Below are 11,783 nucleotides of genomic sequence, written 5' to 3' on the forward strand. Positions count from 1 at the left end.
CGGATAACTGATGAAAACCTTCCTCATGCTGCACGGCGTCAACCACAACATGTTCGGCAAGCGCGATCCAGTTCAATACGGAACGGCTACGCTCGCCGACATCGATGCTCAACTTCAGGCACTGGGCAAGGAGCTTGGCGTCACGGTGGAGAGCTACCAGACAAACAGCGAAGGGGACATGTGTGCGCGAATCCATCAGGCGTTCGTCGATGAAGTCGATGGCGTGCTGATCAATGCCGGCGCATGGACGCACTACAGCTATGGAATTCGCGATGCGCTCGCCATATTGACGGTACCCATCGTCGAGATTCATATGTCGAACATCCACGCGCGTGAAGCGTTTCGCCATCATTCGGTGTTCGCCGAAATCGTGAAGGGACAGATTTGCGGCTTCGGTATCGACAGTTATTCGCTTGGACTGCGGGCGGCAGTGTCGGCTGCTGCCTGATAACTGATGCGTCGGTCAGATACGGGATGCATTTACACGCGCAATGCAATGAATAGAATGGCGATATTGCCCCCGACAATACCGCCATGAACCGGTCAGAACTGCCCGATCTTAAACTGCTTCAGCTTTTCGACCTCCTGTATGACCTGCGCAGCGTGACACGCGCGGCAGAGCAGCTTGGACAGAGCCAGCCCACGGTCAGCATCTGGCTGGGGCGTCTGCGCGAGCATTTGCAGGACCCATTGTTCGTCCGCACGCCGGGCGGCATGACTCCGACGCCTCAGGCGGACGCGCTTATCGGACCATGCCGGGAAATTCTGGAATCGATTCGCCGGTTCTCCGCATGGGAAATTTCGTTCGATCCGACTACGGCAAAGCGCCGCTTCCGTATCTGCATGACCGATGCGAGCCACATCACGCTGCTGCCAAGGATGCTGGCGCACGTGCGCTCGCATGCACCGGGCATTCGGCTGGAAGCCGCAAGAATCGATGGAAACACGGAGCGCGCGCTCGAATCCGGCGAGGCCGATTTGGCGATAGGACATGTGCCTTGGCTCGGCAGCGGCATGTATCAACAACAACTCTATATGCAGGATTGGGTCTGTCTCGCCAATCCTGACCATCCGCGAGTGCGTGCGAGGCTCAGCATAAAGCAGTACGGTAGCGAGGGGCACGTGATCATCGCCGCCGGGACGGGCGCGCAATTGCTCGAGCAGGCGCTGTTGCGCGAGAACATAGAACGTGACGTCGTGCTCGAACTCCCGGGCATGCTCGGGCTTGGGTCGATCATCAAGTCCACCGATTTGATCGCCACGTTGCCGCGAAACATCGGGGAAACGCTGGCGAGAGTGAACGGCCTCTCGGTCCATTCGTGTCCATTCCCTGTCGACAGATTCGCGGTGCGGCAACATTGGCATGCGAAGTACCATCACGAGGCAGGGAATCGCTGGTTGCGATCCGTTGTGGCCGATCTGTTCTCGACCAGAAGCTAGTGTCGCGCGTTCCGCACACGACGTGGCGTGTCGTGTTCGGGCAGCCGCCGCTTCGCAAAATGGCAGGCGGCGGTGATAAAAGGCATTTCCTTAGGGAATGAGCAGCGGGTCAGATTGATTTTTGATCAGCGTTGACAAGCAAAAATTCGGCGCTTTAGACTTAGTCATCCCACGTGGCCTGACAAAGATGTCCGCCCGAGGACCCGGCACAGAAGCCCCCTGACGAACCAGCGGTTCCTCAGGGGGCTTTTTTTTGTCCGCGTTTTTCCCCTTGTTCTAGCGCTCACTTCTGGAGAATCCGCATGTTGCTGAAGCCGTCGGGCTGGACGCGTCTCGCCCTTACCGCAGGACTTGCACTCACTTCGCTCGCATCGAGCGCCGCTGATCCCGTGAAAATCGGCCTGCTCGAAGATGCCTCGGGAAACTTCGCACTGGCGACCATTCCGAAGATTCACGCGACGCAGCTCGCAGTCGATGAGATCAACGCCAAGGGCGGCATTCTCGGACGTCCCGTATCGCTGATCGCCTACGATACCCAGTCCGACAACACGAAGTTCCAGGAACTCGCGCGGCGTCTCGTTCAGACGGACAAGCCGGACGTGATCTTCGGCGCCTTCTCGAGCGCCTCGCGCGAAGCGATCCGGCCCATCATGGACCGCGCGCATCAGCTCTACTGGTACGACAACCAGTACGAGGGAGGCGTTTGCGATACCAACACCTTCGTGACGGGCGCCGTCCCCGAGCAGCAGTTCTCGACGCTGATTCCCTGGATGATGCAGAAATACGGCAAGAAGGTGTACACCATCGCCGCCGACTACAACTTCGGGCAGATCTCGGCGGAATGGGTGCGCAACATCGTCAAGGAGAACGGCGGCACGATGGCCGGAGAGGAATTCATTCCGCTTTCCGTATCGCAATTCGGACAGACGATCCAGAACATCCAGAAGGCGAAGCCCGATTTCGTGGTCACGTTGCTGGTCGGCGCGAATCAGGCGTCGTATTACGAGCAGCAGGCTTCGGCGCACCTGAACCTGCCGATGGCGAGTTCGGTGAACGTCGGTCAGGCGTACGAGCACAAGCGTTTTAAACCGCCTGCATTGAAGGACATGTATGTGACGGCGAACTACGTCGAAGAAGTCGATTCACCGGCGAGCAACGACTTCAAGAAGCGCTTCCACGCGAAATTCCCGAACGAGCCGTATATCAATCAGGAAGCCGCCAACGCTTACGACGCCATCTATCTCTACAAGGCCGCCGCTGAAAAAGCGAAGACGACCAATCAGGACGCGGTGCGCAAGGCGCTCGAAAGCGGCATCTGCACCGAAGGCGCGCAGGGCAAGGTATGCATCAATCCGAAGAGCCATCACGCAAGCCACACGATCTACCTGGTGCACGTGAAGGAAGATCATTCCGTCGAGATCCCGAAGGTCTGGGACGATGTGCAGCCGTACTGGCTCGGCAAAGTGGGCTGCGATCTGCCCAACAAGCCGGATCATCGCCAGTACACGCCGTCGAACCTGCCCAAGAAGTCCTGATCCGGGTCTGCGCGCTCGCTGAATGCCGCGAGCGCGCGGTTGCCCTTCGAACGTGGAGCATGCATGGCCACCTTTTCGGTTCTCTATTCGCTGATCTATCAGTTCGGCGACAGCTTCGCCTATCTGGTGCTCGCGGCGCTCGGTCTCGCGGTGATCTTCGGCATGATGGGCGTCATCAATCTAGCGCATGGCGAGTTCATCATGTGCGGCGCGTACGTCACGATCATCTCGGCCAAGCGCGGTGTGCCGCTGCCGCTCGCGATGCTGCTCGGCGCGGTCGCGGCGGCGCTTGCGGGTGTCGTGATCGAACGGCTCGTTATCCGTCATCTGTACAACCGCCTGTTCGATTCTGTCGTCGCGACCTGGGCGATCAGCCTCATCGTGCAGCAGACGATGCTGCTCGTCGCCGGACCCTCGATAGAGGGCATCGGCACGCCGTTCGGATCGTTCTCGCTCGGCGACTACTCGTTCTCGACGTATCGCGCGATGCTGCCGGTCATCGCGCTGGCGATTCTGTTCGGCCTCTATCTGCTGTTCTTCAAGACGAACTACGGCGTCTGCGCACGTGCGACGATCCAGAATGCAAACATTGCGCAGTGCCTTGGATTGCGCACGGACCGGCTCTATACGCTGACGTTCGCCCTCGGCGCGGGACTGGCCGGGCTGACCGGCGCACTCTATGCGCCCACCATGACGGCGGTCCCGACGATGGGCAGCAACTTCATCGTGCAGGCGTTCGTGTCGGTGGTCGTCGGGGGCGCGAACGTGATCGCGGGAACGACGCCCGCCGCCGCGGTGCTCGCCGTCATCCAGACCGGACTCACGGCGTCGTACGGCCAGTTGTTCGGGCAGATCGGTTTGCTGGTGACGGTCATCGTCGTCATTCGGCTGATGCCGCAGGGCCTCGGCAATCTATTTTCCCGCTCGCGCTAGGAGGCAGACGTGAAGCAAACGAATGTGTCCCCTAACGGGGCTGCCGCGCGTGCGCTGCATTGGGCGCCCTGGCTCGTGGCGCTCGGCCTGCCGCTCGTCGTCGATGCAAACACCAGCGGCAACCTCGCATACTGCCTGCTCTGGGCGTTCGGCGCAGTGGGGCTCGCCGCGATGTGGGGCTATGGCGGCATCCTGTCGTTCGGGCAGACCGCCTTCTTCGGCCTCGCGGGCTATAGCTACGGCATCTTCACGCTCAACTACGGCGATGCCTGGTTCGATTCATGGCTCGGTCTCGCTGCGGGGCTGGCCGTGAGCGTCGTGGTGGCGGCGCTGATCGGCTACATGATCTTCTACGGCCGGATCAAGGGCGTGTTCATCGGCATCGTCACGCTGTCGGTGACGCTCGTGCTCGAAACGTTCATGTCGCAGACGGCAGGACCGCAGTGGGCCATCGGCGAGGCGCGGCTGAACGGCTACAACGGCATGGGCGGCATGCCGCCGCTGACGATTCCCTGGCCGGGCGGACCGCTCACGCTCGAGAACGCGAGCTTCTATTACCTCGTGCTGATTCTGTTGATCGTGGTGTACGCCGTGATGCGCAGGCTGCTCGGCGGCCTCTTCGGCCTGACGCTCATCGCCATTCGCGAGAACCCGCAACGCGCGGAGATGCTGGGCGTCGACATCCGCCGTCATCAGTTGCTCGTGTTCGTGCTGGGCTGCACGCTCGGCGGCCTGTCGGGCGCGCTGTACACCATCTGGGGTTCCTACATCACGCCGTCGACGATGGGCCTCACGTCTGCCGCGATGCCCGTCATCTGGGTGGCGACCTCGGGCCGCAAAAGCATCGGCGGGACGATGATCGGCACGGCCTTGCTCGTCTGGCTGTCGCAGAATCTCGCGGTGTACGGCAGCCAGTACGCGCTGATCCTGCTCGGCGCGATTCTTCTGATCGTCGTGCTGGCGGCGCCGGAAGGTCTGCTGCCGTTCGTCGCGCGGCATCTGCGGCGGGTTCATCGCGGGGCGAACGAAGGCGCGCATCGTGGCGGCGCATGTCTCAAGCGAGAGGAGGGCAAGTCATGACCACGCTGCTCGAAACGCGCGGACTGAAGAAGCATTTCGGAGGCGCGCATGTCATCAACGGCATCGACTTCAGGATCGATGCAGGCGAGATTCGCTGCGTGATCGGCCCCAACGGTGCGGGCAAGAGCACGTTCTTCAAGCTCATCACGGGGGAACATCGGCCGTCGGAGGGCAGCGTGATGTTCCTCGGCCAGGACATGAGTCATGTGCTGCCGCATGAACGCATCCGCATGGGCATGAGCATCAAGTTCCAGATTCCGGGCGTGTTTCCGGATCTGAGCGTGCGCCAGCATCTGCAACTGTCGCTGCATCGCGCGAAGGACGATCGCCCCGAAAGCCTCGACGAGCTGTTGCATCGGTTCAATCTGGAAGACGAAGCGCCAGTGCTCGCCCGCAATCTTTCGCACGGCAAGAAGCAATGGCTCGAGATCGCGATGGCCGTTTCTCTTCGTCCGAAGCTGCTCTTTCTCGATGAACCCGTGGCGGGCATGTCGGTCGAGGAAACGCATGCGACCGGTGAACTCATCAAGCGTCTATCGGCAGCCGGTCTCACGATGATGGTGGTCGAGCACGACATGACCTTCGTCAAGCAGATTGCGTCGCGGGTGACGGTGCTGCATGGCGGAAGCCTGCTCGCCGACGGGCCGCTCGACGAGATCCTCGCACGCGACGATGTCGCCGAAGTCTATCTGGGGAAAAAGAGATGAGCGCGTTGCTTCGGGTGTCGGGCGTGGAAGCGGGTTACGGCGGCGGACGCGTCCTCAACGGCGTGTCGTTCGACGTCGAGCGCGGCGAAGTGCTCGCGCTGATCGGACGCAACGGCGTCGGCAAGACAACGCTGATGCGCGCGTTGATCGGCCTCGTCGGCCTCGATGCAGGCAGCATCGAACTCGAAGGCGATCCGATCGGCCACGAGAAGCCCTATGTGCGCGCCCAGAAGGGCATGGGCTATGTGCCTCAGGGCCGCGAGATCTTCGGCGCATTGACGGTCGCCGAGAACCTTCAGGTCGGCGCGCAGGCGAATCGCGCGCAGGCGGCGCAGATGAGGGATAAGGTGGTCGGCTACTTTCCCATTCTGAAAAAGCGCTACGAGCAAAAGGCGGGAACGATGAGCGGCGGCGAACAGCAACAGCTTGCCATTGCTCGGGCGCTGATCAGCTCGCCCAAGGTGCTGCTGCTCGACGAGCCGTCCGAAGGCATTCAGCCTTCCATCGTCGATCTGATCGGCGAGACGCTGCAGCACATCGCCCGCGAGACCGGCATCGGCGTGGTGCTGGTCGAACAGGACATGGGGATGGTCGAGCGCATCGCGACGCGCTGCTGCGTGATGGACAAGGGCCGTATCGTCGACACGCTGACCCCGGCGCAACTCGCCGACGAACAACTGATTCGCCAGTATCTGGCACTGTGACGGAGAACGGAAAGATGAAATGGCTCGAAGACTCGATCATGATGAAGCGCGGCGTCGGCGCCGGTCGTGAACCCACGGAACATCATCTCACCGAGGAGATGCAGAAGACCTATCACTACACCATCGGACCGTACTCGCAGCCGGTGCTGCACGTGAAGCCGGGCGATCGCGTCGTGGTGGAAACACGCGACGCCTTCGAAGGCAAGATCAGGGAAGAGACGGACAAGCCCTCCGAAGTTTTGCAGGTGCCGTTCCTGAATCCGCAGAACGGGCCGATCATGATCGAGGGTGCGGAAAAGGGCGATGTGGTCGCTGTCTACATCGAAAAGATGGCGCCGCGCGGCGACGATCCCCATGGCTTCTGCTGCATGATCCCGAACTTCGGCGGACTGACGGGCACGGACTACACCGCGCTTCTAAACGAGCCGTTGCCCGAAGTGGTGCGGAAGATCAAGATCGACGAGGAAAACGTCTACTGGAGCAAACGCAACACGCTGCCGTACAAGCCGCATATCGGCACGCTGAGTCTTTCGCCCGAGATCGATTCCATCAACTCGCTCACGCCCGACAATCACGGCGGCAACATGGACGTGCCCGACATGGGGCCGGGCAGCATCACGTATCTGCCGGTGCGCTCGCCAGGCGGGCGGCTTTTCATCGGCGACGCGCACGCCTGTCAGGGCGACGGCGAAGTCTGCGGAACGGCCGTCGAGTATCAGAGCACGACGACCGTGCGCGTCGACCTTATCAAGCAGTGGCGCATCGACTGGCCGCGGCTCGAGAACGAAGATGCGCTGATGAGCATCGGCAGCGCGCGGCCCCTGGAAGACGCGACGCGCATCGCCTATCGCGAACTGGTGCTGTGGATGGCCGCGGAGTACGGCTTCGACAAGTGGGACGCCTACATGATGCTGAGTCAGGTCGGCAAGGTTCGGCTCGGCAATTTTGTCGATCCAAAATACACCGTTGGCGCGATGGTCGCGAAGCATTACCTCAAGTAACGCATCAGCCGACAAGAAGCTAGAACAGTACAACCCGCGCGGGGCGTCCGTTCCTCGCGCATTCGAGAGCGTGTTACCCATGGCTTTGTCCGATCCCATCCGAGTGGGTCTGCTTTGCTCGACGAGCGGCTCGACCGCCTTGCTCGAGCAGTCTCAATGGCGCGGTGCGCAACTCGCCATCGCGGAGATCAATGCGCGCGGCGGCATCGGCGGCCGCGAGCTGGTCGCGATTCACTACGATCCCGCCTCGGACCCCGCGGCGTTTCGCGAGCTGGCCGAGCGTCTGATCGTCAAGGATGGCGTGAACACCATCTTCGGGGGATACACGTCGACCAGCCGCAAGGCGATGCTGCCCGTCGTCGAGAAGCACAACCGGCTTCTGATTTACGGGCAGATGTACGAAGGCTTCGAGTATTCGGACAACATCATCTACAGCGGCGCGTCGCCGAACCAGAACGGCGTGCAGCTCGCGGACTTCATGACCGAGACCTTCGGCGCCCGCGTGTACTTCGTCGGTTCGAGCTACGTGTATCCGTACGAATGCAATCGCACCATGCAGGAGTTGCTGCTTCAGCATCCCGAAGGCGCGATCCTCGGCGAACGCTATCTCGCGCTCGACGCCACCCGCGAGCAATTCGAGCAAGTGGTCGCGGATATTCGCCGCAAGTCGCCGGACTGGATCTTCAGCACGGTCATCGGTGCGACCGTGCCTTATCTCTACGATGCCTTCGCCCACGCGGACCTCGATCCCTCGGGCATGCCGATCGGCAGCCTCAATACATCGGAGACGGAGATTCACGCGATGCAGCGTGGCATCGCGGCGGGGCACTACACGGCAGCGCCTTACTTCCAAAGTCTCGACACGCCCGAGAATCACCGCGCGGTCGCGCATCATCAGTCGCGCTTCGGTTCCGACACCCCGACGGACATGAACTGGGAGGCTGCGTACTATCAAGTGCACATGTTCGCGGAAGCATTCGCACGCGCGGGCTCGGACGAGATCCGGACCATCATGCCGCAACTTCTTGGCTCCGAGTTCGCCGCCCCGCAGGGCCGGGTGCGTATCGATCCCGTCAATCATCACATGGCGCTTTATCCGCGTATCGGCCGCGCCAATGCGGACGGACAATTCACGATCCTGCGCGAATCCAAGTTCGCCGTCGGCCCCGACCCGTACATGACGCGTCAGACGCTCGGCGACTGGGTCACGAAGTTGAGCACGCGAGACTACTGACGTGAGCGCGCGCACGGACAGAGGCCAGCGAAGCCTCACGAGCTCCATCCTCGAGCGCAATGCGCGGGTGGTCGTCTTTCATCCGGACGACGACGACGGGCTGACGCTCACCAACCACCTGAGACGCATGGGTTTCGATGTCGAGCGATGCTGGCCGCCGACGGACACGCTGCCCGAGAAAACCGATCTAGTGTTCCGCGCATTGCTGCCCGAGGAACGGGCGCCGAAGGGCGAATGGTCCGGACCGGATGCGCCGCCCGTCATTTGCGTGGTGGCCTACGAGAATCCGACTTTCATCGATCAGGCCATCAAGATGGGGTCCGACGGCATCGTCACGACGCCGATCCGCGCATCCGGGCTGCTGTCCACGGTGGTGATGGCGCTCTATCACGCGAAGCGCGCCCGTCAGCACGTGCAGCGCATTGCGAAACTCGAACAGAAGCTGCTCGACAGCCGGCACTTGCAGGAAGCCAAGAACATTTTGATGACGATGCATCGCGTGAGTGAGCGCGAAGCGTATGACATGTTGCGCGCTCAGGCGATGGAAAAGCGCGTGACCATCGACGATATCTGTCACTCGGTCATCCAGGCGGGGGAAGTACTGCAGATTGCACGCGGCATGGCGCCGGAGGATGGCCGCGAGAAGGGATGAGCGCCGCCGCGCGGCCGCGTTTTCGAATCATCGACATACAACGGAGCAACGGACATGGACCTGCAACTGAAGGGCTTGAAGGCGATCGTGACCGGCGGAACGAAGGGCATCGGCCTCGCAATCGCGCGGACACTGGCGGCAGAAGGCGCGGAAGTGGCCATCTGCGCACGCGACGAAGCGGCTGTCCAGTCGACCGCGGGCGCTCTGGCGCAACTGAGCGGCGCGCGGGCGTCGGGTGAGCGCGTCGATGTCTCGGATGGCGCTGCGTTGAAGGCGTGGGTCGGGCGCGTCGGGGCGGAGTGGGGCGGGCTGGATATCGTCGTGGCCAACGTCAGCGCGCTCGCAATCGGCAACGACATCGAATCGTGGCGCAAGGAGTTCGAAACGGATCTGCTCGGCACGGTCAATCTCGTCGATGCCGCCATGCCGTATCTCACATCGAGCAAGGCCGCCTCGATCGTCGCGATCTCCAGCGTCTCGGGGCGCGAGATCGACTTCGCGGCCGGCCCTTACGGCGTCTTCAAGGCGGCGCTCGTGCATTACATGCAGGGTCTCGCGAATCAACTGGCGTCGAAGGGCATTCGCGCGAACACGGTCTCTCCGGGCAACGTGTATTTCGAAGGCGGCGTGTGGGACTGGATCGAGCATAACGATGCGGCGCTGTTCGAACGGGCGCTGGCATTGAACCCCACGGGCCGCATGGGCACGCCGCAGGAGATCGCCAATGCAGTGGCCTTCGTTGCGAGTCCGGCGGCGAGCTTCGTGAGCGGCGCGAACATCGTCGTCGATGGTGCGCTCACGCGCGGCGTGCAGCTTTGAGGAACAGGTCAACTCGACAAGGGGCATCGAATGAATACTGGCAGTGCAATGGACATCGATCTGGCGGAACTCACGGTCGAAGCCGTGCAGGAAGGCTTTCGGACCGGCAGCTTTACGGCGGAGCAATTGGCGCGCGCCTGCTTCGAGCGGATCGAGCGCTACAACGCGAAGTACAACGCGCTGATCTTTTTGAATCCGGCCGCCATCGACGATGCGCGCCGGATCGACGAGCGGCGCGCAGCCGGTGAAACGCTGGGGCCGCTCGCTGGCGTGCCGGTCGTCATCAAGGATCCGATGGATATGGTCGGCTTCCCGACCACGGCGGGATGGGCGAAGCTGTACAGCAAGACAGGCGGCGTCGACCTGATGCCCGAGCGCGATGCGCCGGTCGTCGCGCGGATGCGGCGAGCGGGCGCGATTCTGCTCGGCAAGACGAACGTTCCCATCCTGAGCCATACCGGCTCGCACGCGAACGACAGTTGGGCGGGTCCCACGATCAACGTCGCGATGCCGGACCGGGTGCCGGGCGGCAGCAGCGCGGGGACGGCCTCGGCGGTGGCAGCAGGCATGGCGGTGCTCGGACTCGCGGAAGAGACGGGCGGCTCGATTCAGAACCCCGCATCGGCGCAGGATCTGGTCGGCATCAAGCCGACGATCGGACTGGTGCCGAACGCGGGTGTCGTGCCGTTGTCGGCCAATCGCGATGTCGTCGGGCCGATCGCCCGCAACGTGCGGGATGCCGCGCTGTGCCTCGACGCGCTGGCAGGCTATACGAGCGAAGATCCCAAGACGCTCGCGAGCGTCGGCCGGCAACCGGTGGGCGGCTATGCGGCCGCGCTGGACCGCAACGCGCTGAACGGCAAGCGTATCGGCCTGTATGGCCCGGGCTGGCGCGCACAGCCGCTCACCGATGAAGCGGCGGCGCTCTATGAGCGCGTCAAAGGCGAACTGATTGCGCTCGGTGCGACGCTCGTCGACGATCCGTTCGAAGGGTCGGGATTCGCCGAACTGCGCGAGCCGACTCCGCCATTGAAGAATTTCGATGCGCGCGGTCTCGAATCCATACCTTACGATCTCGAGAAGTACCTTCAGCGGCTCGGCAAGCACGCTGCGCTCAAGACCTTTGCCGAGTTCGCCGAGGCAACGCAGGACGAAGACGCATTCGCACTGAAGCGCACCGGGAACCTCGGAGACCGTTTTGCTGGAGTTAAGCAGCCATCGGCACTCCAGCGAGTTGCTCATAGTAACGGGCTTCCGCCTCGGCCGGTGGGATGTTGCCGATAGGTTCAAGCAGACGTCGGTGATTGAACCAGTCCACCCAGCTAAGTGTCGCCAGTTCGACGGCTTGCACATTGCGCCACGGGCCGCGGCGATGAATGACTTCTGCCTTGTAGAGGCCGTTAATCGTTTCGGCGAGTGCGTTATCGTATGAATCGCCTACGCTTCCAACTGACGGTTCAATCCCTGCTTCAGCTAGCCGGTCCGTGTACCGAATAGAAACGTATTGCGACCCGCGGTCCGAATGATGTACCAAACGGTTACCTTCGGCTGGTCGGCGCTCATGTAGGGCCTGCTCCAGCGCATCCAGTACGAAATCGGTGCGCGCTGAACTTGACACTCTCCAACCCACGATGCGTCGCGCGAACACGTCAACGATGAAGGCAACATACGCGAAGCC

Annotated in this window: 12 protein-coding genes and 1 pseudogene; 12 read left to right on the plus strand and 1 reads right to left on the minus strand. The window is 62.2% G+C overall.

The window, feature by feature from the left end:
- Positions 1–10: 10 nt before the first annotated feature.
- From aroQ to AB6804_RS18260, 12 genes and pseudogenes are all read left to right on the plus strand, one after another.
- Positions 11–448 (plus strand): type II 3-dehydroquinate dehydratase, encoded by a 438-nt coding sequence (aroQ, locus tag AB6804_RS18205; protein ID WP_370887617.1) that lies wholly within the window; start codon positions 11–13, stop codon positions 446–448.
- An 86-nt stretch (positions 449–534) separates the two neighbouring features.
- A complete protein-coding gene (locus tag AB6804_RS18210) occupies positions 535–1,440 on the plus strand; it encodes a LysR family transcriptional regulator (RefSeq protein WP_244794889.1) in 906 nt (301 codons plus the stop codon).
- A gap of 302 nt (positions 1,441–1,742) precedes the next feature.
- Positions 1,743–2,975: an urea ABC transporter substrate-binding protein gene (locus AB6804_RS18215; RefSeq protein WP_370887618.1), complete on the plus strand. Its 1,233-nt coding sequence runs from the start codon at positions 1,743–1,745 to the stop codon at positions 2,973–2,975.
- A gap of 63 nt (positions 2,976–3,038) precedes the next feature.
- Positions 3,039–3,908 (plus strand): branched-chain amino acid ABC transporter permease, encoded by an 870-nt coding sequence (locus AB6804_RS18220; protein WP_370887619.1) that lies wholly within the window; start codon positions 3,039–3,041, stop codon positions 3,906–3,908.
- A gap of 9 nt (positions 3,909–3,917) precedes the next feature.
- On the plus strand, positions 3,918–4,988 hold the full coding sequence (locus tag AB6804_RS18225) for an ABC transporter permease (protein ID WP_370887620.1): 1,071 nt from the start codon (positions 3,918–3,920) through the stop codon (positions 4,986–4,988).
- A complete protein-coding gene (locus AB6804_RS18230; RefSeq protein WP_370887621.1) occupies positions 4,985–5,695 on the plus strand; it encodes an ATP-binding cassette domain-containing protein in 711 nt (236 codons plus the stop codon). The genes AB6804_RS18225 and AB6804_RS18230 overlap by 4 nt, the downstream gene beginning before the upstream one ends.
- Complete coding sequence (locus AB6804_RS18235; RefSeq protein WP_370887622.1) at positions 5,692–6,399, plus strand: ABC transporter ATP-binding protein; 708 nt, start codon at positions 5,692–5,694, stop codon at positions 6,397–6,399. Before AB6804_RS18230 ends, AB6804_RS18235 begins: the two co-directional genes overlap by 4 nt.
- A 14-nt stretch (positions 6,400–6,413) precedes the next feature.
- Positions 6,414–7,400, plus strand: a complete 987-nt coding sequence (locus AB6804_RS18240; RefSeq protein WP_244794883.1) for an acetamidase/formamidase family protein — start codon at positions 6,414–6,416, stop codon at positions 7,398–7,400.
- A 79-nt stretch (positions 7,401–7,479) separates the two neighbouring features.
- Positions 7,480–8,634, plus strand: a complete 1,155-nt coding sequence (locus tag AB6804_RS18245) for a transporter substrate-binding domain-containing protein (RefSeq protein WP_370887623.1) — start codon at positions 7,480–7,482, stop codon at positions 8,632–8,634.
- A 1-nt stretch (position 8,635) separates the two neighbouring features.
- Entirely contained in the window at positions 8,636–9,286 is a 651-nt protein-coding gene (locus AB6804_RS18250) for an ANTAR domain-containing response regulator (RefSeq protein ID WP_370887624.1), read from the plus strand.
- 54 nt (positions 9,287–9,340) lie between these two features.
- On the plus strand, positions 9,341–10,105 hold the full coding sequence (locus tag AB6804_RS18255; RefSeq protein ID WP_370887625.1) for an SDR family NAD(P)-dependent oxidoreductase: 765 nt from the start codon (positions 9,341–9,343) through the stop codon (positions 10,103–10,105).
- A gap of 30 nt (positions 10,106–10,135) precedes the next feature.
- A pseudogene (locus AB6804_RS18260) lies at positions 10,136–11,326 on the plus strand (amidase); the annotation flags it as partial.
- On the opposite strand, the gene AB6804_RS18265 reads toward AB6804_RS18260, so the two are convergent.
- Positions 11,313–11,783 (minus strand): IS3 family transposase (locus tag AB6804_RS18265; protein ID WP_370887626.1); only part of this gene is annotated, 471 nt, incomplete at its 5' end. The pseudogene AB6804_RS18260 and the gene AB6804_RS18265 overlap by 14 nt on opposite strands.

The sequence above is a fragment of the Caballeronia sp. RCC_10 genome, assembly GCF_041360715.1.
GTDB lineage: Bacteria > Pseudomonadota > Gammaproteobacteria > Burkholderiales > Burkholderiaceae > Caballeronia > Caballeronia grimmiae.

Coding starts and splice junctions, on each gene's coding strand:
- aroQ (WP_370887617.1), top strand. CDS start 11: ATGAAAACCTTCCTCATGCTGCACGGCGTCAACCACAACATGTTCGGC.
- AB6804_RS18210 (WP_244794889.1), top strand. CDS start 535: ATGAACCGGTCAGAACTGCCCGATCTTAAACTGCTTCAGCTTTTCGAC.
- AB6804_RS18215 (WP_370887618.1), top strand. CDS start 1,743: ATGTTGCTGAAGCCGTCGGGCTGGACGCGTCTCGCCCTTACCGCAGGA.
- AB6804_RS18220 (WP_370887619.1), top strand. CDS start 3,039: ATGGCCACCTTTTCGGTTCTCTATTCGCTGATCTATCAGTTCGGCGAC.
- AB6804_RS18230 (WP_370887621.1), top strand. CDS start 4,985: ATGACCACGCTGCTCGAAACGCGCGGACTGAAGAAGCATTTCGGAGGC.
- AB6804_RS18235 (WP_370887622.1), top strand. CDS start 5,692: ATGAGCGCGTTGCTTCGGGTGTCGGGCGTGGAAGCGGGTTACGGCGGC.
- AB6804_RS18240 (WP_244794883.1), top strand. CDS start 6,414: ATGAAATGGCTCGAAGACTCGATCATGATGAAGCGCGGCGTCGGCGCC.
- AB6804_RS18245 (WP_370887623.1), top strand. CDS start 7,480: ATGGCTTTGTCCGATCCCATCCGAGTGGGTCTGCTTTGCTCGACGAGC.
- AB6804_RS18255 (WP_370887625.1), top strand. CDS start 9,341: ATGGACCTGCAACTGAAGGGCTTGAAGGCGATCGTGACCGGCGGAACG.